Source organism: Pigmentibacter ruber (assembly GCF_009792895.1).
In the GTDB taxonomy this organism is placed as follows: Bacteria; Bdellovibrionota_B; Oligoflexia; order Silvanigrellales; family Silvanigrellaceae; genus Silvanigrella; species Silvanigrella rubra.
This window is the reverse complement of record NZ_WSSC01000001.1, coordinates 1,047,383-1,066,765: the sequence shown is the minus strand read 5'-3', so window position 1 is coordinate 1,066,765 and position 19,383 is coordinate 1,047,383. Positions and strand designations below refer to the sequence as shown.

The 19,383-nt window shown below is 31.2% G+C and carries 15 protein-coding genes; 3 read left to right on the top strand and 12 right to left on the bottom strand.

Features of this window, described 5'->3' with window-relative positions:
• Positions 1–45: 45 nt before the first annotated feature.
• The 6 genes from GOY08_RS04420 to GOY08_RS04395 all read right to left on the bottom strand — a co-directional run bounded on the left by GOY08_RS04420 (position 46) and on the right by GOY08_RS04395 (position 7,640).
• Positions 46–2,880, bottom strand: coding sequence for a DEAD/DEAH box helicase (locus GOY08_RS04420; RefSeq protein ID WP_158997521.1), 2,835 nt, complete (start codon positions 2,878–2,880; stop codon positions 46–48).
• 164 nt (positions 2,881–3,044) lie between these two features.
• On the bottom strand, positions 3,045–3,758 hold the full coding sequence (locus GOY08_RS04415; RefSeq protein WP_158997519.1) for a hypothetical protein: 714 nt from the start codon (positions 3,756–3,758) through the stop codon (positions 3,045–3,047).
• 76 nt (positions 3,759–3,834) lie between these two features.
• Entirely contained in the window at positions 3,835–4,521 is a 687-nt protein-coding gene (locus GOY08_RS04410) for an outer membrane beta-barrel protein (protein ID WP_158997517.1), read from the bottom strand.
• A gap of 329 nt (positions 4,522–4,850) precedes the next feature.
• Positions 4,851–6,026 (bottom strand): thiolase family protein, encoded by a 1,176-nt coding sequence (locus GOY08_RS04405; RefSeq protein ID WP_158997515.1) that lies wholly within the window; start codon positions 6,024–6,026, stop codon positions 4,851–4,853.
• Positions 6,027–6,038: 12 nt separating this feature from the next.
• Positions 6,039–6,542, bottom strand: coding sequence for an EVE domain-containing protein (locus tag GOY08_RS04400; protein ID WP_158997513.1), 504 nt, complete (start codon positions 6,540–6,542; stop codon positions 6,039–6,041).
• On the bottom strand, positions 6,543–7,640 hold the full coding sequence (locus tag GOY08_RS04395) for a Glu/Leu/Phe/Val dehydrogenase dimerization domain-containing protein (RefSeq protein WP_158997512.1): 1,098 nt from the start codon (positions 7,638–7,640) through the stop codon (positions 6,543–6,545).
• Positions 7,641–8,135: 495 nt separating this feature from the next.
• On the opposite strand from GOY08_RS04395, the gene GOY08_RS04390 reads away from it, so the two are divergent.
• Positions 8,136–9,398 carry an MFS transporter gene (locus GOY08_RS04390; RefSeq protein ID WP_158997510.1) on the top strand — a complete coding sequence of 421 codons (1,263 nt, stop codon included), beginning with the start codon at positions 8,136–8,138 and terminating at the stop codon, positions 9,396–9,398.
• On the opposite strand, the gene GOY08_RS04385 is transcribed toward GOY08_RS04390, so the two are convergent.
• From GOY08_RS04385 to GOY08_RS04370, 4 genes are all read right to left on the bottom strand, one after another.
• Positions 9,307–10,398, bottom strand: coding sequence for an aminopeptidase (locus GOY08_RS04385; protein ID WP_158997508.1), 1,092 nt, complete (start codon positions 10,396–10,398; stop codon positions 9,307–9,309). The two genes, GOY08_RS04390 and GOY08_RS04385, sit on opposite strands and share 92 nt — an antisense overlap.
• A 36-nt stretch (positions 10,399–10,434) precedes the next feature.
• Positions 10,435–12,279, bottom strand: a complete 1,845-nt coding sequence (locus GOY08_RS04380) for a hypothetical protein (protein WP_158997507.1) — start codon at positions 12,277–12,279, stop codon at positions 10,435–10,437.
• Positions 12,280–12,410: 131 nt separating this feature from the next.
• The gene (locus GOY08_RS04375; protein ID WP_158997505.1) at positions 12,411–14,009 is read right to left on the bottom strand and encodes an APC family permease; all 1,599 of its coding nucleotides are present in this window, start codon (positions 14,007–14,009) and stop codon (positions 12,411–12,413) included.
• A 178-nt stretch (positions 14,010–14,187) separates the two neighbouring features.
• Positions 14,188–15,780 carry an FMN-binding glutamate synthase family protein gene (locus tag GOY08_RS04370; protein ID WP_158997503.1) on the bottom strand — a complete coding sequence of 531 codons (1,593 nt, stop codon included), beginning with the start codon at positions 15,778–15,780 and terminating at the stop codon, positions 14,188–14,190.
• A 208-nt stretch (positions 15,781–15,988) separates the two neighbouring features.
• Here GOY08_RS04370 and GOY08_RS04365 point away from each other — a divergent pair, with 208 nt between their 5' ends.
• On the top strand, positions 15,989–16,879 hold the full coding sequence (locus GOY08_RS04365) for an ABC transporter ATP-binding protein (RefSeq protein ID WP_158997501.1): 891 nt from the start codon (positions 15,989–15,991) through the stop codon (positions 16,877–16,879).
• Positions 16,880–16,882: 3 nt separating this feature from the next.
• Positions 16,883–17,593 (top strand): ABC transporter permease, encoded by a 711-nt coding sequence (locus tag GOY08_RS04360; RefSeq protein ID WP_158997499.1) that lies wholly within the window; start codon positions 16,883–16,885, stop codon positions 17,591–17,593.
• Positions 17,594–17,595: 2 nt separating this feature from the next.
• Here GOY08_RS04360 and GOY08_RS04355 read toward each other — a convergent pair whose 3' ends face one another.
• Together GOY08_RS04355 and GOY08_RS04350 are read right to left on the bottom strand one after the other, a co-directional pair.
• Entirely contained in the window at positions 17,596–18,183 is a 588-nt protein-coding gene (locus tag GOY08_RS04355) for a superoxide dismutase (RefSeq protein ID WP_158997497.1), read from the bottom strand.
• A 75-nt stretch (positions 18,184–18,258) separates the two neighbouring features.
• Positions 18,259–19,326, bottom strand: a complete 1,068-nt coding sequence (locus GOY08_RS04350; RefSeq protein WP_158997495.1) for a hypothetical protein — start codon at positions 19,324–19,326, stop codon at positions 18,259–18,261.
• Between the last annotated feature and the right edge of the window lie 57 nt (positions 19,327–19,383).

The following is a 19,383-nucleotide window of genomic DNA, read 5'->3' as shown; positions in this document are numbered from 1 at the left end:
CAGCCCAAATTCATTAAAATTATTAAAACTTCTTAAATAATTATTTTAAATAGTAAGAACAGCTTCCTCTTCAGAAGAAGAAATTCCAATTTCATCTGTTTCTTCCACTAGCATTCTATTCCTAGCATCTAAAGGTTCTCGTAACAGAATTTTTTGTAACCGTTTTGCTTCTGCTGCTAATGCAGGATCAAAATCTATTAACCGAGTACAACTTTGTAAGAATGTATAAAATCTGAATAAAACATTCATACAATCTCCTGCAGAAAAATATTTTGATGAATGTTCTTCAACCAAGTCTTCCCATTTTGTTCTTGGATTTAACCATTGCTTTACGATTGATGCTGCACCTAAATTAAATTCTCTGAATGTAATTTCAGGGCTTGTATTTTCTTCCCATTTTTTTGGTTTAATTTCGTCATATAATTCTGGAAATAAGTAATTAGGATAGTATTTATTAATCAACTTAGGAATTTCTAAATCATTCAAAAATTTTGTATCAGCAAAAGTTGTTGGAATTTCTTTAAAATGTGCAGCTCCAAAGGCTGACATTGCTTGCAAATAATCACTAAAAGTGTCTTTATTAATTAATCCTTGCGCCAACCAATTTGCAATAATGAGTCCTCCAGCTTGAGGAAAATGTCGTGCTAAATTACCCATTAAAGTTGGTACAGATCCATCTAAGGCATTTACATCTTGCAAATGTTGAATAATTTTATTCAACATACTTTGATTGGCAGACTGCATTAAATTATGACATACTTTTTTAGCTACACATCTATTACATGCTATAGTAGAGCGTTTTTTTCCAGATTGAAACATTTTATATGTGTTAGGAATATCTTCGCATTCAATTTTTTCCAGTTCATATTTCTGATACAGAGTTGCTGAGATTAAATCGTGGTCAGCAACAAAAACTTGTGCTGAATCTTTTGTACGCATAAAAAATGATTTTTGATAAAACATTGATAAATAAGCAATACTTTGATGTTGACCTAATATTCCAATCACTGTAGTAGGATCGAATTTTAATGAACTTTTACATTTTTCTCGCTCTTTAGGTTTTTGGGCAATATATCTTCCAACATTTAACCATAATGAAAAGCCTTGTGAATCATGCCCACGCCTTCCAGCTCTTCCAAGCATTTGCATTATTTCTGTATTTGAATAAATTGTTTCTCCGCCTTCACTAGGACGAGATTCATCTGAAATAAATGCACTTCTAACTGCAAAATTAACACCTAAACTTATTCCCATTGTACCTGAACAAACGCGTAATAAACCTTCCTTCAACAAAGTTTCTATTGCAACCCGACCTGGAGGAATCATTCCACTATGGTGATATGCTATTCCATACTTTGTAACTAGTTTTTGCAATTCAGCAGGAACATATTCAAAGCCAGAAAGGGTTTTAATTCTTTCTCTCAGTTTATCAATATCATCTCCGAAAGACTCTTTTTTAAATTGTTTTGATAAACTTAAGGCTATTCCTTCAACATCACCTCTTCTGCCTGCGTAAACAACAATAGGACCCATTTTTTGTTCCAAAGCATGCGCTATGGGAGCACATAACGTTTGATAAACTTCCCTGCCCCGAAAACGCTTATTGTCTCGCCTTTTCATTTTATTTAACTTCAAAATGGTAAACTCATCTTCTTTTGATAAAGGTAACTCTTCACCAAAAATCCAACCAAATTTGGTATAAACTAAATGAACTAAAGGAACAGGTCTTTTTGTAACTTTAATTACCACGGATTCTTTTCCTGTTAAAAATTGAATCCAAGCAGCAAAATCTTCACTATTTGGGACGCTTGCGGACAACAAAACCAACTGACTATCTTTCGGAGTTAATATTAAAGATTCTTCCCAAGCACTACCCCTACTTTCGTCTTGTAAAAAATGGTACTCATCATAAACAACGACTCTTCTATTCATATTAGGTTCAATACCTAGTAAGCTATTTCGATAGGTTTCAAGTGTTGCTAGCATAATTGGTGCTGTCAGATTTTCCTTAAAATCACCAGTGTTAATTCCAACTTTTTCTCGTCCATATTTTTCAGAAAATTCTCTATATTTATCGTTACTTAAACTTTTAACAGGACTTGTATAAATTAATTTTATTCCTTCAGGTAAGCGATATTCTAGCAAAGCCTCTATAACCCTTGTTTTACCTGCAGATGTAGGAGCATCCACAATTACATTTTTTCCTGCTAGTAATGCTTGCAGAGCTTGAAATTGCCATTCATCTAAAGTCATCCCTGCTGGTGTTGTTAATTTTGTTTCTTCCAACTTATTAATACTGTTACTTTTAGATGTTGATATTTCTTCTTTAAGTTCTAATTCTTTTTTATATTTAGCTAATGCAAAACCTCTAGTAGGTTTTTGAATTTCTTCTTTTATTTGAGGCCCTGTTTTTTCTGTGCTTTCTAATGCGAAATTTTCTTTTTTAGTTTTTAAATAAGATTTTGTCGGCTGTAATTTAGAAAAATTTTTTTCTTTTGAAGTTATATTTTTATTACTCTCTCTACTTTCTCCATGTTGAGTTGTAGAAAGAATACCTAAATCTTCTGCTGTTGCTTTACCAGCCAGCAAATTATTAATTTTAACCTGAGTTGAATGAGCTAATTTTTGTAAGAACTCTGCCCCAAATTTGCTGACTAGGTAATCATCAAAATCAATATTTGGAAAACGTTCTTTTTCTTTCCCAGGAAAAAAATTCCCTTTCTTTTCATTTTTCCATTTATGCCGAAATTTTTCTTTTTTTGGGTCCGAGGAGTTTTCTTTTCCACCTTTAGGTTGGCTATGATATTTTGGATTTCTAGAGTTTCTATCCTTTACCGCTTTTCCACCGTATCTATTTTCATGACTTGATTTCTTCTTCAAAACTTCCTCCAAAACATCCTTTCACGGATGGAATAACCGATTCCGTATTTGCCATTTTTGAAATATACTAAGAAAAAACAATAATTTCCAGAACAAAGAGTTAATTTTATAAATTTATAATTTTTAAGAAAATATTTTTATTTTTCAACTAACTTTTGTTATTTTTAAATTTGATACGAAAAAGATAAACTCGAAGAAAATTCATGAAAATTTATTTTTTTCTCAGCTAGTACGTTTTTAAAAACGGCATTATTCAATTCGGTATCTATTTCTCCAGAGTAAGCAGTTTGATGATTTTGGTAAGTAACAACGAAAGACATTCCAAAATTTTTATAAATTTGAAAAGAATTTTCTAAATCAATTCCAAAAACATTTTGTCTTTCAAATTTTATAGCAGAAGTAATTTGCGCCTGTTGACTATAATTATTTGCTGTACCAGAAATATTTAAATTAGAAATATTATAAAGTGAATATCTAGCAGTTAGAAATAAGGAATAAATGTCACTAAATTTTGCTTTTAAACCAATTGATGGATAAAATAAATAAGCTTCATAAGATGCTTTTAATTTATAAGTAAACTGTGAGCTATTAGCAATACTTCTGCTTGCTAAATTTTGATATTCAACTCCAAGACCTAAAACTGGGGAAAACATTTTATTAGATAAAAAAGAATAAAAATAATTTGCCCGAAGATGAAAACCAAGAAAAGGATTTTTTAATGAATAATTATCTAAGTCTTTTAAAAACGGATTAAAATATGAAAATCCAGGTTGGATTGAGAAATGATGATTTGTATTTTGCTCCTCTTCAGAAATTTGAGAACTAGCAAATACAGGAAAGATCATTCCACATAAGAAAAAAGTAAATACTTTGAGCAAGGGACATCCTTTTCAAAAAAAGATAATTCTTTTATCTTTCGCAAAAAAAAAGGGTTATTTGCATAACCCTTTTAAATTAGAAGCTGTAAGAAGCTATCAAGTTCGTTGAGAACTCGTTGAAGCTGCTATTATCAGAACTAGATTCAGCTTTATTCTTATATTCAAATTTAGCTTGGTGTCTATTATAAGTTGCACCTAAACCAAGGCTAAAGTTTTCAACTACTTCATAAGTACCAACTAAAGAAACTCCGTAAATAAAATGATCTTTAACTGTTACATCATAGGCTTTATCACTTAAAACTGCTCCTGTTAGCTTACTTTTTTGAGTAAAAGTTGGATCAACGTCGTTATAAACTCCATATCCTAAATTCGCTAAAGCAAAAATTGCAAATTTTGGTGCTAGAGTAAATTTGTAGCCTAAATTACCCATCAATGCTAATGTTTTAAAGTTCTGCTTATAAGACGTAGAACTAAAATCATCAGAATCTTCTATTGTGTTAGAATAAATTTGATTGTAGTTGATTCCAAGACCAACAACTGGGGAACCAATTTCTGTTTTATAAACTGAATATAGTGCAGAAGCATTAACATTGAAACCATTATAGTTTAAATCGTCTTTAAAATCACTAACTTTTACGCCATTGTAATGAGTATAACCCGCACCTGCTAAAACATCGAGACCAATTTTAGAATTTTCTTGAGCAAATGCAAAATTAGCAACTACTAAAGAACCTGCTAAAGAAATTAACGCATTACGTTTCATAAATTCTCCTTATTTTTAAAAAATAGCCTACCAAAAATGTAGGATGTTATGAAATAATCAATATTTGAGAGAATGACAAATAACTACCAATTTTTGGGTATCTTACCATTTGATTAAAAATAAAATTTTCAGATAAATATTAATAATTATTACATAAAAAATACATATCAATTAACTATTTAATTTTATTAATTTATAAATAACCTGTGATTTCATGCGGTTGGATAGTGAAAAAAAGCGAGATTAATTGTTTTTTTACAATTAAACCCATCTTTTAGTGTGCTTAAACTCTTTTTATTCAATATTTGAAAGAATAAAGTTTCTTAAAATTAAACACGTTCTATAATCATTGCAAATCCTTCTCCACCACCTATACAAAGAGTAGCTAATCCATATCTTTTTTTGTACTGCTGGAGTGAATGAATTAAGGTAGTTAAAATTCTTGCCCCACTTGCACCTATTGGATGCCCTAGAGCACAAGCCCCTCCATGAATATTAACCTTATTGTGAGGTAATTCTAATTTTTTCATAGCTGCCATTGTTACTAAAGCAAATGCTTCATTTATTTCATAAAGATCAATCTCATTAGCTGTTAGATTTGCTTTTTGCAAAGCACGCTGCATTGCTGTTACAGGTGCAGTCGTAAACCATTTTGGCTCTTGAGCGTGTCCAGCCCAACTAATAATTTTAGCCAATGGTTTTAAATTGTATTTTTTTAAAGCATCTTCTGAAACCAAAACCAATGCTGCTGCTCCATCATTTATTTTTGAAGCATTTGCAGCAGTAATAGTACCATCTTTTTCAAAAGCGGGTTTCAACTGTTCTACTTTATTTAAATCAGCAGCCAGCGGTTCTTCATCTGAATCAATTGTCTGAGTTGTTTTCCCTGTTGTAACAGTAACAGCAGTTAATTCATTTTTAAAATAACCCTCTTCCATTGCTTTTCTAGCTCTTAAATAACTTTCTTTGGCAAACTGATCCTGCGATTCTCTACTAAACTGATATTCTTTTGCACAAAATTCAGCACAGTTTCCCATGTGCAAATTATTGTAAGGATCCCAAAGACCGTCATGAATCATTGAGTCTATGATTTCTTTATGCCCCATGCGCATCCCGTCCCGTGCTTGAGGTAGGATGTATGGAGCACATGACATACTTTCTTGACCTCCTACAACAACAATATTTGAATCTTGCGTCATAATGGATTGAGCTCCTAAAGCTACTGCTTTTAATCCACTGCCACATACTTTCCCTACTGTTAAGGCTTGCACAGAATCAGGCAGTCCAGCATAAAGAGCGGCCTGACGAGCAGGTGACTGTCCCACTCCTGCAGTTAATACTTGCCCCATTATTATTTCTTCTACATGTGTATTACTTAAACCGCTTGCATCTATAGCTGCTTTAACAGCTATTGCTCCTAATTTTGGAGCTGGTGTTTGTTTAAAGACTCCTTGAAAACGGCCAATTGGAGTTCGTTTAGCAGCTACAACATAAACATTCTTCATAAGCTCCAGTCCTTATATTTTTTGACTGCCCAATTTTACAATAAAATGAAATTCATCTTCAGATACTGGTAATATTGATAGTCTCTGACCTTTTCGCAACAACAGCATACTCTGTAATTCTTTATATTCTTTTAATTGCGTTAAAGAAACAAACTGCGAAAATTTTTGAGGGTTACCCACTGTCACAGCAAACCATCTAGGATTTTCTACCGTTGCTTTAGGATCAAAATATTTTGACTTAGGATCGAGGGCAGAAAGATCTGGACGAGCAGTTTCAACTATTTCAGCTATTCCCGCTATACCTGTAGGTTCAGCATTTGAGTGATAAAATAAAACTCTATCTCCTATCTGCATTTCTTTTTGCATAAAATTTCTTGCTTGATAATTTCTTACCCCATCCCAAAATTCTTTTTGCTCTTTTTTTTGGAGTAAATCTGCAAAAGAAAAAACATTAGGTTCAGTCTTCATTAACCAAAATCTAGTAGGAAGATAATCATTGACATTTTTTAAAGCCATTTATTTTTTTAAATTTCCTATTGCTGAGTTATCAAATTGAGACATGACCTTCAAATTTGAAACACTTTTTATTCTTTTTTCTGCGAATCGCTTAGCTGCTTCATGAGTAGAAATGCCATGTTTGTCAGCATCAGTAAAAATAGATTCTAATGTCAACGCAATTCTGGCAACTTCAGATTCAACTTTCTCTAAATTATATCCAGTAATTTCATTTGCAACATTGATCAAGCCACCTGCATTAATAACATAATCTGGTGTATAGAGAATTTTTAAATCTTTTAACATTTTTGAATGTTTATCTTCATCTTCTAATTGATTATTAGCACAACCAGCAATAATTTTAACTTTTAAACTTGGTATTGTATTTGAATTCAATGTTGCTCCACGAGCACAAGGTGCATAAATATCTGCTTCTAAGTTAAATAATTCCCTTTCACTTATTATTGTTGCATTATAAAGATTATGCATTTCTACAAGCTTTTTATCATCTATATCTGAAACAAATAATTTAGCACCTTTTTCATGTAAAAATTTGCAAAGATGTTTTCCTACTGCACCAACGCCTTGAATACAAATTTTTATTCCATTGAAATCTACTTTGCCAAATCGATGTTTCATTGCTGCTTGAATACCAAAAAATGTACCTTTAGCTGTCATAAAACTTGGATCTCCACTACCTCCTAAACCAGCGGAAACTCCTGTAACATATTTAGTTTCAAGCCTGATATGATCCATATTGGTGACATTAGTATTCATATCTTCAGCTGTAATGTAACGACCACCTAATGATTGAACATAGCGCCCAAAAGAACGAAACATTTGTTCCGTCTTTTGTTTTGGATCTGCAATAATGACAGCTTTTCCTCCTCCAAGAGATAATCCTGCACATGCTGCTTTATACGTCATTCCTCTACTTAATCTTAAAACATCAATCAAAGCATCTTCTTCATTGTCATATGGCAAAAGCCTTGTTCCACCCAAAGCTGGGCCTAATGTTGTGTCGTGAATTGCTATAATTGCTTTTAAGTTTGAGGAAGGATCATGACAAAAAACAACCTGTTCATGTCCCATGGATTCAACTTGTGAAAATAGCTTCATTGTAACCCCTTAATATAGCTAAATAATTTATATAAAAAATTATTAATGTAAAAATAACATTATTTAAATGTTTCCGTGACTTCAATTTAATACCTTATACTTACCAAAAGTGAAAAGTTTTACAAGTAGCCTGCCGATTAAAATTATGGAATGAATTTTTTCATTGTTAGTTCTTGTAATTAACTTATTACTGATAAAATAGTTTACTAGAATTCACTTAGAAAAAATTTTTGGCATTGGATTTTATTAATTTTTATGGTATAATAAATTAGGAAATTTTTGGAGTTTTATGAAATTTATTTTTAACGGAACAAGTTTATTACCTACGAGCCCTGGACCGGCGTAACTACTTACCTTAAATCTTTATGCCGCTTGGAATTATGCTAATCCTCGGCTGAAGGAATTATTCAACTAAATAAATTGAATAACTTTTAAATTCAAAAAGTAAATTTCGATTATCTTTTTGAATAAAAGAAAGCAAATAGGTGTTGTGTCATGCTGATGTTTATGAATAAAATTAATAATAAAATTGTTACTGTTATTGCTGTAGCTTTTGCTATGTTTGTTGACGCTATGAGTTATGGAATAATTGTCCCATTAATTCCAATCTATACTGATAAAATTTTAAATTTAAATGATACTTATATCAGTATATTCTTAGCTATGTATGCAATTGGGCTTTTTGTCTTTGTACCTTTTGTATATTTAATTGCTAAAAGTATTGGAAATAAAAATGCATTATTGATTGGCGGTTTGTTACTGCTTATATCTTGTATCATTTTTCCTTTTAGTAATAGCTTTTCTTCTTTATTATTTGCAAGATTTCTTCAAGGATCTGCAGCTGCAATTACTTGGACATGTGGATTGAGTTTAGTAGCTCAAAGTGTGCATCCACAACACAGATCTTCAGCCCTTGCAACTGCAATGATTGGTGTTTCTATTGGACACTTAATAGGTGCTCCATTTGCTGGTTTTATGTATGAATTTGGTGGGATATTTTTTCCATTTTATATAGTAGGATTGATTACTCTTCTTAGTATGCTTGTAATAATAAGTATTTCAAAAAACAGCGAAGTATTTACTGAAAAAAGAGCATATAATTTAGTAAATTTCATAAAAATAACAGCTCACAATAAAACTCTGCTAGCTCTAACTGGAATTGTTTTGCTTGAATCATTTATGTTATCTTATTTAGAACCTAGCATTGCATTATTAGCTTCCAGAAATTTTAATGCCTCTAGCGAAACGATTGGGCTATTATTTGGTACTCAAGTATTAACTCTTGCATTAGTTTCTCCAATTGCAGCAAAGTTAGCTGAAAAATTTGGGAAAATTCAGGTAATCCCTTTTGGAATGTTAGCAAGCGGACTTATTTTCATATTTATGACTTCAAGTACAACAAATTTAATGATGTATTTTATTTTAATGGCTTGTTTAGGAGTAGCCTGTGCTTTTACCATCAGTCCGGTATTATCTGCTTTTGCTGATGAAATTGATTTGACCGATTTGAAAGGCCTTTATCATATAGGCTATGGATTTATTAATATAGTCTATTCTATTGGTATGTTACTTAGTCCAAGTCTAAATTTATTCATTTCAGATTATTTATCAAGCCAAATTTCTTATTTAGTCATTGGATTTACTCTTTTAGCAAGTACTCCAATATTTATGGTTTTGACTCACTTACAGAGCGGCAATTTTCAACCTTATTCCAAAGTTCCTTCTCATCTTGTAAAGAACCAGATAAACAATTCTTGAGGTTATTAAGCATTAACTTAAGATCTTGCTTTGCATTTTGAAAGGCTTTTTCAAGAGGCTCTTGTTTTGCTTCATATATTGAATAACTAAGAATTACCGCATTATTAATCTTTCCTTTTTGAAAAGAAAACTCATAATTAGTACCAATTTCCAATCCATTCATAAATTTTTTATACTCACTTGCAATTTGATTAAACTTAATTTCTCTTTCAGCCAAAAAAATACTTTCATCATTAAATTCTGAGTTTTTTTCTGCATACTCATAAAATTCTGTTATCTCTTTTTTAACTTTTCCTAAATATTCTTGAAACTTTTTCTGAGCTAATAAATTCTTTTTATACTGCGAAAAATATTCCTGGGAATTTATTTTTAATTCAGGATGCAAATCTAAAAAATGAACTGTGGCTCTCTTTGCTATAAAATCAGCTAAATTTTCATTAAATGAATAATAGTCTGGAATATACAAAGTTCTATGTACGGATTCATGAATTAAAACTTCTATAAATTCTGATAAACTTGATTGATCGAGCATAGATGAATAAATAGGATCAGGATAATATCCTAATAATGAAAATGCAGAAACACCACCCATTACTGTATCAAATCCTTCATTTTTTAGTTCATCTCTCTTTTTAAAAGCTTTATCTTTTTCAAAGAAACCTAAATAAGGTTGACTTCCAACGAAAGGAAACCACCAGGTTTTTAATTTTAATTTTCTTTTCTCAGCTCCCTGAACCACCCAAGAAACAGATGTGGATTCTAATGCAATATATTTTTTATAACTATTCCCAGGTGTTAATCCTATTTCAGATTCAGCATACGCCAAAATGGGTTTCACTAATTTCAATTTTTCAATTCGATCTTTTGTTTCTTTATTTTCCTCAAGCACATCTTCAATTTTTTGTTGCTTTAGAAGCAATGAAAATTGTCCATATCCTTGTTCAAATGAATAACACCCAGTAAATAAAAAAACACTTAAAAATATTAACTTTTTTTTCAATTTTAACCTCAATTTTAAATCACTCAAAAACATCATTCAATAACCAGCAATCCGTTTTTGAATTTCATGCTGAATAACATTTTCTGGATAACGGATCACTCTTAAAACTTCATTTTTTTCAACCAAATCTTGTCCTGCTAGAATTTCTATTTGACTTTCCTTTTCACGAATTTCTTTAACTTTTCCATAGCCAATAACTTTATCTGGTGGACTCATAGGATTTTTTTGAGCTAAAATAGCAAATAAATCAGTCTCAGAGACGTAATTATTTTTTCCTAAATTAATTGTAACTTCCTTTTTACTTTTTTTAATAATATTTCCTTCTATTGGTAAGTTTATTTGGAGCAAATAATATAAATTTGCTGCCGTTTTTTCTGCATCTTCACTGGAAAACACTTGTTCTTTTTCAAAAACTATTTTTCCAGTTTTATCAAATATTTTACCAATTAAACTATAATCTTTTCCATTTTCATTTTCTTCAAAAGCTATCTGTATCAATATGTCTAAATCTCCAGCAAATACTGTATCTTTCCAACCTCTTTGTGCAAATTCTACAGATGAAAGATTCAATGAATTTGCAATTTTATTTACTTCATCTGATATGATACTTCTTTGAGACATTTCATTCATAAATCTTGAAAAAAACTCTCTTCTAGCTCTTCTCCAAACAGTGTTATTTTGTAACACACCAAGAATAGATGGTTCAACCAATCCAACAGCAGGTTTGTAAGGTAGCAACGAAGAAACATATAAAATAGGTAGCTGATTGCTCATACTATTCACTTCAATAGCTTTTCGCAATGTTTTAAAATCTATGCTATTTGGAATTGAATTTTTTTGGTTAATAGAAAGAAAAGATTTTTCATCCAGTTGCTTTTGTGTTGATACAATACCTAACATACTTGATACATCTAATTTCAAAGAATTTAGCTTTAATTCAGATTTATCAATACCTCTTCCTATAAAATAAGCAAAATTTTGAATTATGAAGTCAGAACTTTTTCCTTCATTTAATTCTATTTTTAATTCTTGCTTTCCACTTCCTGAAACCAATGGTCTAATATTTGTGATAAAACTATCTTTTTTGACAATCACGGAATCTGGTCGCATGGAATGTAGAACTGATGTTGAAATATTTCCTGAAGAATCTGTACTTCCAACCAAACGTATTGATTGTGTCCCATTTTTCCCAAAGAAGATGTAGGCATCTTCAATTGGATGATTTTGGTAAAAAACTGATATTGTTATAGTATCTTCAAATAAAACAGATTTTTTTTCGGTTATGGTATTCAAAATAGGTGATGTTTTAAAGATTGCCTTCTCTGTCCAAGATGCTCCAGTCTGTTTTTCATTTTCAGATAATCCCATGGTGGGCAAAGATTCTGGAATAGGTTCTACGGGTAAATTTTCTTCTATTTGTGCAATATTAACAGTTTGATTTAAGGGCTCTATGGGAAAATCTAAAATAGGATCATTATCCGATAAATTTTGTATTCCAATTTTTTTATTACTTTCTTCAATAATTATAGGAATTTCTCTTAAAGAAATGGTTAAATTGAGATCTCTATCTTGCCACCATTTTGGTGCAGTTAATGCCACAATTTCTGGAAGATATATTCTATCTAAATTATTACTTTGAACAAATATTTTCATTTGTGGTAATTTAGAAAAATCTACTTTCCACTTAACGAAACCATTTTTATTAGTAATCCCTTCAATGACTTTCATCTTTTTTCTATTTACTGCATTAATTTGATATAAAGTTACTGAACTATTCGGAAGTAATTGTCCATGACTGACCACTTTTACTGTAATAGATCCAGCTTGAAAGTAACTACAACCAGTAAAAATAAAAAGAAAAAGGAATAAATATGGAAACATAGTTTACCTACATAAAATATTCTTCTAATTAATATTTTAAGTAGATTTTAAAATGCGGAAATTAATATTCCCGACAAACGATGAATCTTTTTCCTAGTCATGCTGGAAAAGGAATACTTGCAGGAATTTATTTATGCAACTTGCTGATTACTATATTTTTTTCTCTCATTTTGTAATTCTTGTATAGTTTTATTTATTGCAATATTAGATTTTTCTTTCGATAATTTAAACTTTGTCGCAAGAATTAAAGAAACAAAGCAAATTATAGCAATTAAAAGAAAATCAACACCATTTTTTATTGCACCAGACCCACCATCATAGGTTCCATGATAAGTAACGACTCCTAAAGATAGCATATAAAATAATAACCAAGAGAACCCTAGCAAATCAAATGAAAATGTTTGATTACTAAATTTTCTGATAAGTATTAAAGAGAAAAATCCTATTACTATGATTACACTTAATTTAAGCATGATGTTCCAGCCACTCCAAAATAAAAGCATGCTGCTAATATAAAATGCGAGAAATGAAACAATACGATAGTTAAAAACTTTAAAAGGTCTTGGAAGATTAGGAAAATCTTTTCGTAATACATATAAAGTTACAGGTATAACCGCATTACATAAACAAATAGCCGCAGCATAAAAGGCAGCCATTTCTTGCCAGTTATCTAAAAAAGCAAATATCAATAAAGAAACAATAAAACTTACAATCAGTCCTAAAACGGGAACTCCATTTTTAGATAATTTTTGAAACATCATTGGCATTTGCCCACTTTTACTCATACTGTATGAAGCTCTTGCTGAAGATGCCATAAAAACGATACCACTTCCAAATGGAGAAATTAAAGCATCGGAATATAAAATCATTCCAAACCAAGCAATTCCTATTACTGTAGCTAATCCAGCAAAAGGACCTGCTTCACCTGGAAAAGTTAATTTATCCCACCCCTGCCCTAATAATTCTGGAGGAATAGCTAAGATAAATGCTAACTGTAAGAGACAATAAATAACCATGCAAATAAGCATGGAACCGATAATTGCAATAGGAATACTTTTTTGTGGATTTTTAGTTTCTCCAGCTAAGGCAACACCTGGTTGAAAACCATTATATGCTAAAATAATTCCTCCAATAGAGAGCGAAGCAAAAATCCCATGCATCCCATTTGGAGCAAAACCATGACTTGTTAAATTTTCAAAGTGTGAAGATTTATAAAAAAATAGAACTATTAATAAGCAAGGAATAAAAATTTTCCATATTGTAATGTAAAAACTTGTTTTAGACATAAACTTAGCACTTGTTACATTAATCAATAATAAAAAGGCTGTTAAAAAAAAGGCTAAAACATAACCCGAAGCCGTTAATTTATCTTTCAGCATTAAATCAGGAAAAAAATTTGCGGCATATTGTATCACTGCTAAAACTTCAATAGGAACAATAACAATAAAAGCTAACCAAGAGATCCAACCCAACATGAAAGAAACTAAATTGCCATGGGTCAACTGAGGAAAAATGCTCATACCACCGGATACAGGGAACATAGTTGATAGCTCTGAAAAACAAAGAGCAATTATGATAATAGCAACTGCTCCAATGAGCCATGATAGTATTGCCGCTGGCCCTGCCATTTTTGAGGCATATAAAGATCCAAACAGCCATCCAGAACCAATCGTTGCACTAACAGAGGCAAATAATATGCCCGATGTAGAAATTCCACGTTTTAATTCCATTTAAAAACCTCTTGCAAAAGTCGTTGAAATGGAAATATACATAATAAACTTCGACTTTGAAAACTAAACTTTTAATTTTTATGCCTAATTTTGAAAAGCAGAAAAAAAATAAGATGTTATAATTGTTTATGAAACAGCTATAGTAAAGTCAGTAGTATTTACTAGAAAAAAATTTTTCTTAAACAAAAAGAGGTTTAAAAGTTTCTGGACTGGCTAATTTCACAGCTGTTTCAAAGGATGCTGGAATATTATTGGATAGCAAAGAACCTTCAGGAATATATTCAAAAATTTCGGCATAACTTTTAGATTCAGTTTCGCTCACCCGGCGCATCACATGCCAAGGGCGAAGTTCGTGTGTTCCCTCTAAACCCATAGCATCTATAATTTCGACCATACTTTTAATGGTTTCATGATGAAAGTGCGAAACTCTTTTTCTTTTATCTTTAACCACTAATCCTTGAATAAGCTGAGGATCTTGAGTTGTAATTCCTGTAGGACAATCATTTGAATTGCATTTTAAAGCTTGAATACAACCAAGAGCCAATAACATCCCTCTAGCCGAGTAAACAAGATCTGCACCCAAGGCAATTAATTTTATCATTTCAAAGCCAGTTGTTACTTTACCAGATGACATGATTCTTATTTTTTTGCGTAAACCAAAACCAACCAAACAGTTATGCACAAATATAAGAGCATCTATTCCAGGAGTTCCTACCGAATTAGTAAATTCTAAAGGAGCAGCGCCCGTCCCTCCTTCTCCACCATCAATAGAAATGTAGTCTGGCATCATATTTGTTAGCAACATAGCTTTGCATAATGCAACAAATTCCCATTTATTTCCTAAACACAATTTAATTCCAACAGGTTTACCACCTGAAAGTTTCCGAAGCTTGCCAATAAAATACATCATTTCTGTAGGTGAAGTAAAAGCGGAATGTGCTGGAGGAGATAAAACATCTCTTCCCATCGGAACTCCACGTATTTCTGCAATTTCTGGGGTGACTTTTTTTGCTGGTAAAATTCCACCATGCCCTGGTTTTGCACCTTGTGAAAGCTTTATTTCTATCATTTTTATTTGTGGAATATGCGCAGCTTTTTTTACAAATTCAAGTTCATTAAAACTTCCATCCTTATTTCGACAACCAAAATAACCAGTACCAATCTGCCAAATGATATCTCCACCATTTTCTAAATGGTAAGGAGTAATTCCACCTTCACCTGTATTTTGGGCAAAACCACCATCCTTGGCTCCACCATTTAAGGCTAAAATAGCATTTTTACTAAGTGAACCGTAACTCATTGCAGATATATTTAATAAATTTGCACTATAAGGTTGTAAACAATCCTTTCCACCTATCATTAGCCTTAGATTTTCAGGACTCATCGAAGTAGGTTGTAAAGAATGATTTACCCATTCATATCCAATTTGATAAACATTTTTCCTTGTGCCAAAAGGAACTGAATCTCTAACTGCTTTAGCGCGCTGATAAACCACCGTTCTTTGTTCTCTGTTAAAGGGAACTCCATCGGTATCTGATTCAATAAAGTATTGTTGAATTTCTGGTCTTATCATTTCAAACATGTAACGAAAGTGCGCTAGAACTGGAAAGTTGCGTTTTAAAGTTTGTGATGTTTGCAACATATCTTTAATTCCAACGATGATAACTGGAACTATGATAATTAATGAAAATAAAAATGGAGGATATATGAAATAGGCTATCATATTTAACAGTAATAAAGAACTTGAAATTATGATAAATAAATTTCGCATTTTTTCCCCAAATAACAAACTTGAAAGAACAATAGATTTGATATTTAATAGAATGAAATGATCTTATCAGCAAAATAAATTAGAATAAATGTGACAAAAAAATGAAAAGGCAAATCAATCAAACAAATTTATAAAAATATGAATTCCCAGTCCTTCTTGCGTCTCTAGATAAAAAGAAATACATGTGACTTATTGGAGATGAGGGACTATGACGTTGAATTCTATTTTATCTATCAATCAAGTATACAAACAATACCAAAACAAAAATGTCATTGAAAATCTTAATTTTTCAATTCATGAAAATGAAATTGTAGCTTTGCTAGGAGTCAATGGGGCTGGAAAAACAACCACAATAAAAATGATGCTTGGTCAAGTAATACCTAACTCTGGCTCAATTTTGTTGTATGGTAAAAATCCTATAGATCCTCAGGCACGAGCACAAGTTGGCTTAACTCCACAAAATGTTGACTTTCCGGAAGGATTATACACTGTTGAACTTTTAAAATTTGTTCAAGCACACTATCAAGCTCCTTGTTCAGTTGAACAAATGATAGATCTTTTCCAATTGCAATCTTTTTTGAAAGTGAAGGCAACAAAACTATCTGGAGGACAAAAAAGAAGGCTTGCTTTGGCATTAGCATTTATTGGTAACCCTAACTTGATTTTTCTTGATGAACCCACTACTGGTTTGGACGTTGAGTCTAGAAAAATATTACTTAAAACTATCAAAAATTTTGCTACTAACGGCAAATCTATTTTTTTGACTACCCATTACTTAGAGGAAATAGAACAAATTGCGACAAGAATACTGGTATTAGCAAATGGAAAAATAATTGCAGATGGTAGTATAGAAGATATTAAAAAAAGAGCTAATTTTAATCTTTCTTATGTTACTTTTTACTGTGATTCCAACTTAAATTTAAATTTATTTCCTTTTGTTTCTTCTTTTGAAGTTGAGAATAATTTTTATTCTATTAAAACAACTAATTCTGACATTTTTATTTCTGATTTAGTCACACAAAAAGTACCTTTTAAAAATTTGCAAATTCAAAAAGAAAATTTAGAATCTGCTTTTATTCATTTATCCAAAGGAAATTAAATAGTGAAACTCTCTATTTTATATTTCAAATTATTGTTTTCAAGCACCACAAGAAATGTTCCCGCGTTGTTTTTCACCCTTATATTCCCTCCTTTAATGCTTTTATTATTTGCTAACCATTGGAAAAATAGCAATCCACTAGGAGCGGTTGTTATCTTTTTTAATTATTCAGTGCAAACTGTTGCTCTTATGCTTTTAGGAATGGGGGTAACACAAGAAAAAAACTCTGATTGGGCAAAATATCTTCGCAGCTTACCTATTGGTTTAAAATCAATGATATTTGGGCGGTTATTACATACGTTAGCTCTCTCTAGCATTAATTTGGTTTCTTTAGCTGCTATTGCAATTTTTATTTTAGACTTACCCCTAAATTTTTCTAATTTCGGCGGGCTAGCTCTTGTTGCTTTACTAGGTGGCATTCCTATGGCATTACTAGGAATGACAATTGGTTATATTGCAAATCCCGATTCTTCAAGAAGCATTTTTACTTTATTAAATTTACTTTTATTATTTGGTTCTTTTTCTTTACCCAATGAAGGAGTTTTTAAATACTTAAGAGAATTTGTTCCCTCTTATCAATGGGCAAAAATATCGTTTATTTATTTAGAACAAAATACTATTTCAATACCACCTGTTCTATGGCTTTGTGGATTATCTTGTTTTCTTATCTTTGCTTTTCAAAGGACATATAACAGAAATTTAAAAAGAAATTAATTTTATTTAATTGCTTGTGCCACTCTTTGATTAACAATAGACCAATTGATATTTTTAAAGAATGTATCTATATAAGCACCTCTGTTTGCTTTATAATCAAGAAAGAAAGCATGTTCCCATGTATCCATAACAAGAACAGGTACATGATTTAACGGAAAACCAATATGATGCTCCATAATTTGAACATTTTTTAGCTTTCCAGTAGTAATTTCGACACAAGTAACAACCCATCCTGGTACGGCTAATCCAGTTGCCTTAACATCAGCCTTCCAGTTATCAACACTTCCAAAAGATGCTTTTGCTAAATTTTCAAATTGCGGAGATGGACTTTCACTAGATAACAAATTATCGAAATACATTTCATGTAAATAAGTACCATTATAAGGAACACAATGTCTGCGCTTTAATTCAGCATATTCCCCAAAGCTATAATTAGTTAATGATTTATCTGTCTTTTCCAATTTTTCATCTATTTCATTTAATTTCTTAACATAACCTTCATATAAACCAAAATGCGCTTCTAGTTGAGGATCGCTAATACCTTCTAATTTACCTAATAAATGTTTAAAACTACGAATTTCTTTAGCCATTTTTCCCTCCCATAGCATGAGTAAAATACGATATGGATTAAAACATCAAAATAGTTGATATGCAAACTTTTAAACTCACTTTGAATTCATTTTTTTCGGAAAAATAGTAGGATCAATTTTTAAAACATCTCCTACTTTTATCGGACGTTTATCATCTTCATAGCGAATAAAAGCAATGCAGGAATCAATTTCTCCATTTACTTGAGGTAAATATCGAATGATATGAATTCTAGCATTTTCTGGACCTACTAATCGCATACCAATTTGTAGCCCAAATCCTCTTCCTTTATCAAGATAAATCCATCCTCTGTACCGCCGAATGACTTTAAATTCTTCTTTGGATAAATCATGTAATTCAGGAATTATTTTATTTACTAGACTATCAGAAATAGTTTCAGGATTAAACAATTGTGGCTTTTCATCGATAACTAAATCTTTATTTTTTTGCGCAAATACTCCCGAGTTTAACTGAGAATGAAAAGTAACCATTGGCCAATCTTTTTTTTTCTCTGCAAAGTCAGATTTAAAAGTTATTTTAACTAAATTTAAAGGCTTACCTGGGAACTCAACATTTTCTGGACTTTTTAATTGCTCTTGATAGTTACCTTTGCAAACAATCCGTCCCAAATTTGTGATATTTAATATGCCTTTTGCTGATAATTTTTCCCCCAAATAAAGATCAATTAAATTTTCCATCCTTTCTTCAGAGCGAAAATCATAAAAAGAATTTATTTTTACAGGAGCTATATTAGCAAAATTACGTTTGACAATGGTTGATAAAGGAACAAGAGAATCAGAAAAAGAAATAGGAGCTATTTTTTCATTAAATTTCCAAATCGTCCCAATTTGTAGGCAATCTTTATAACGAACAATGGATGCAGCCTGTAAGTATTCTTTTTTTTGTTGTTTACCAACATTAAAAAGAAAATAAGTTGCTAGGTAAGCGTCATACTCTTGATTCCAATCAAAAACCCTTAATCCTCGGTAAGCCCCTTTTTGTAAACTTAGTTTTTCTTGTGTCTTAGAAATTCCTAATTGTTGCAATAATGACTCCTGATAATCCAATGCCTTTTTCTTAATAGCAATTGGTATTTCAGGATTCTCTGAAATCATGGTTGTTGGGGGCAAAATTAAAAAAGGCAATCGACACTCCAAAATTATCTTCTTGAAGTTATCGACTAAGATTTAAAGCAATCAATA

Coding starts and splice junctions, on each gene's coding strand:
- GOY08_RS04375 (WP_158997505.1), bottom strand. CDS start 14,009: ATGGAATTAAAACGTGGAATTTCTACATCGGGCATATTATTTGCCTCT.
- GOY08_RS04370 (WP_158997503.1), bottom strand. CDS start 15,780: ATGCGAAATTTATTTATCATAATTTCAAGTTCTTTATTACTGTTAAAT.
- GOY08_RS04410 (WP_158997517.1), bottom strand. CDS start 4,521: ATGAAACGTAATGCGTTAATTTCTTTAGCAGGTTCTTTAGTAGTTGCT.
- GOY08_RS04400 (WP_158997513.1), bottom strand. CDS start 6,542: ATGGCTTTAAAAAATGTCAATGATTATCTTCCTACTAGATTTTGGTTA.
- GOY08_RS04390 (WP_158997510.1), top strand. CDS start 8,136: ATGCTGATGTTTATGAATAAAATTAATAATAAAATTGTTACTGTTATT.
- GOY08_RS04355 (WP_158997497.1), bottom strand. CDS start 18,183: ATGGCTAAAGAAATTCGTAGTTTTAAACATTTATTAGGTAAATTAGAA.
- GOY08_RS04405 (WP_158997515.1), bottom strand. CDS start 6,026: ATGAAGAATGTTTATGTTGTAGCTGCTAAACGAACTCCAATTGGCCGT.
- GOY08_RS04395 (WP_158997512.1), bottom strand. CDS start 7,640: ATGAAGCTATTTTCACAAGTTGAATCCATGGGACATGAACAGGTTGTT.
- GOY08_RS04380 (WP_158997507.1), bottom strand. CDS start 12,279: ATGTTTCCATATTTATTCCTTTTTCTTTTTATTTTTACTGGTTGTAGT.
- GOY08_RS04365 (WP_158997501.1), top strand. CDS start 15,989: ATGACGTTGAATTCTATTTTATCTATCAATCAAGTATACAAACAATAC.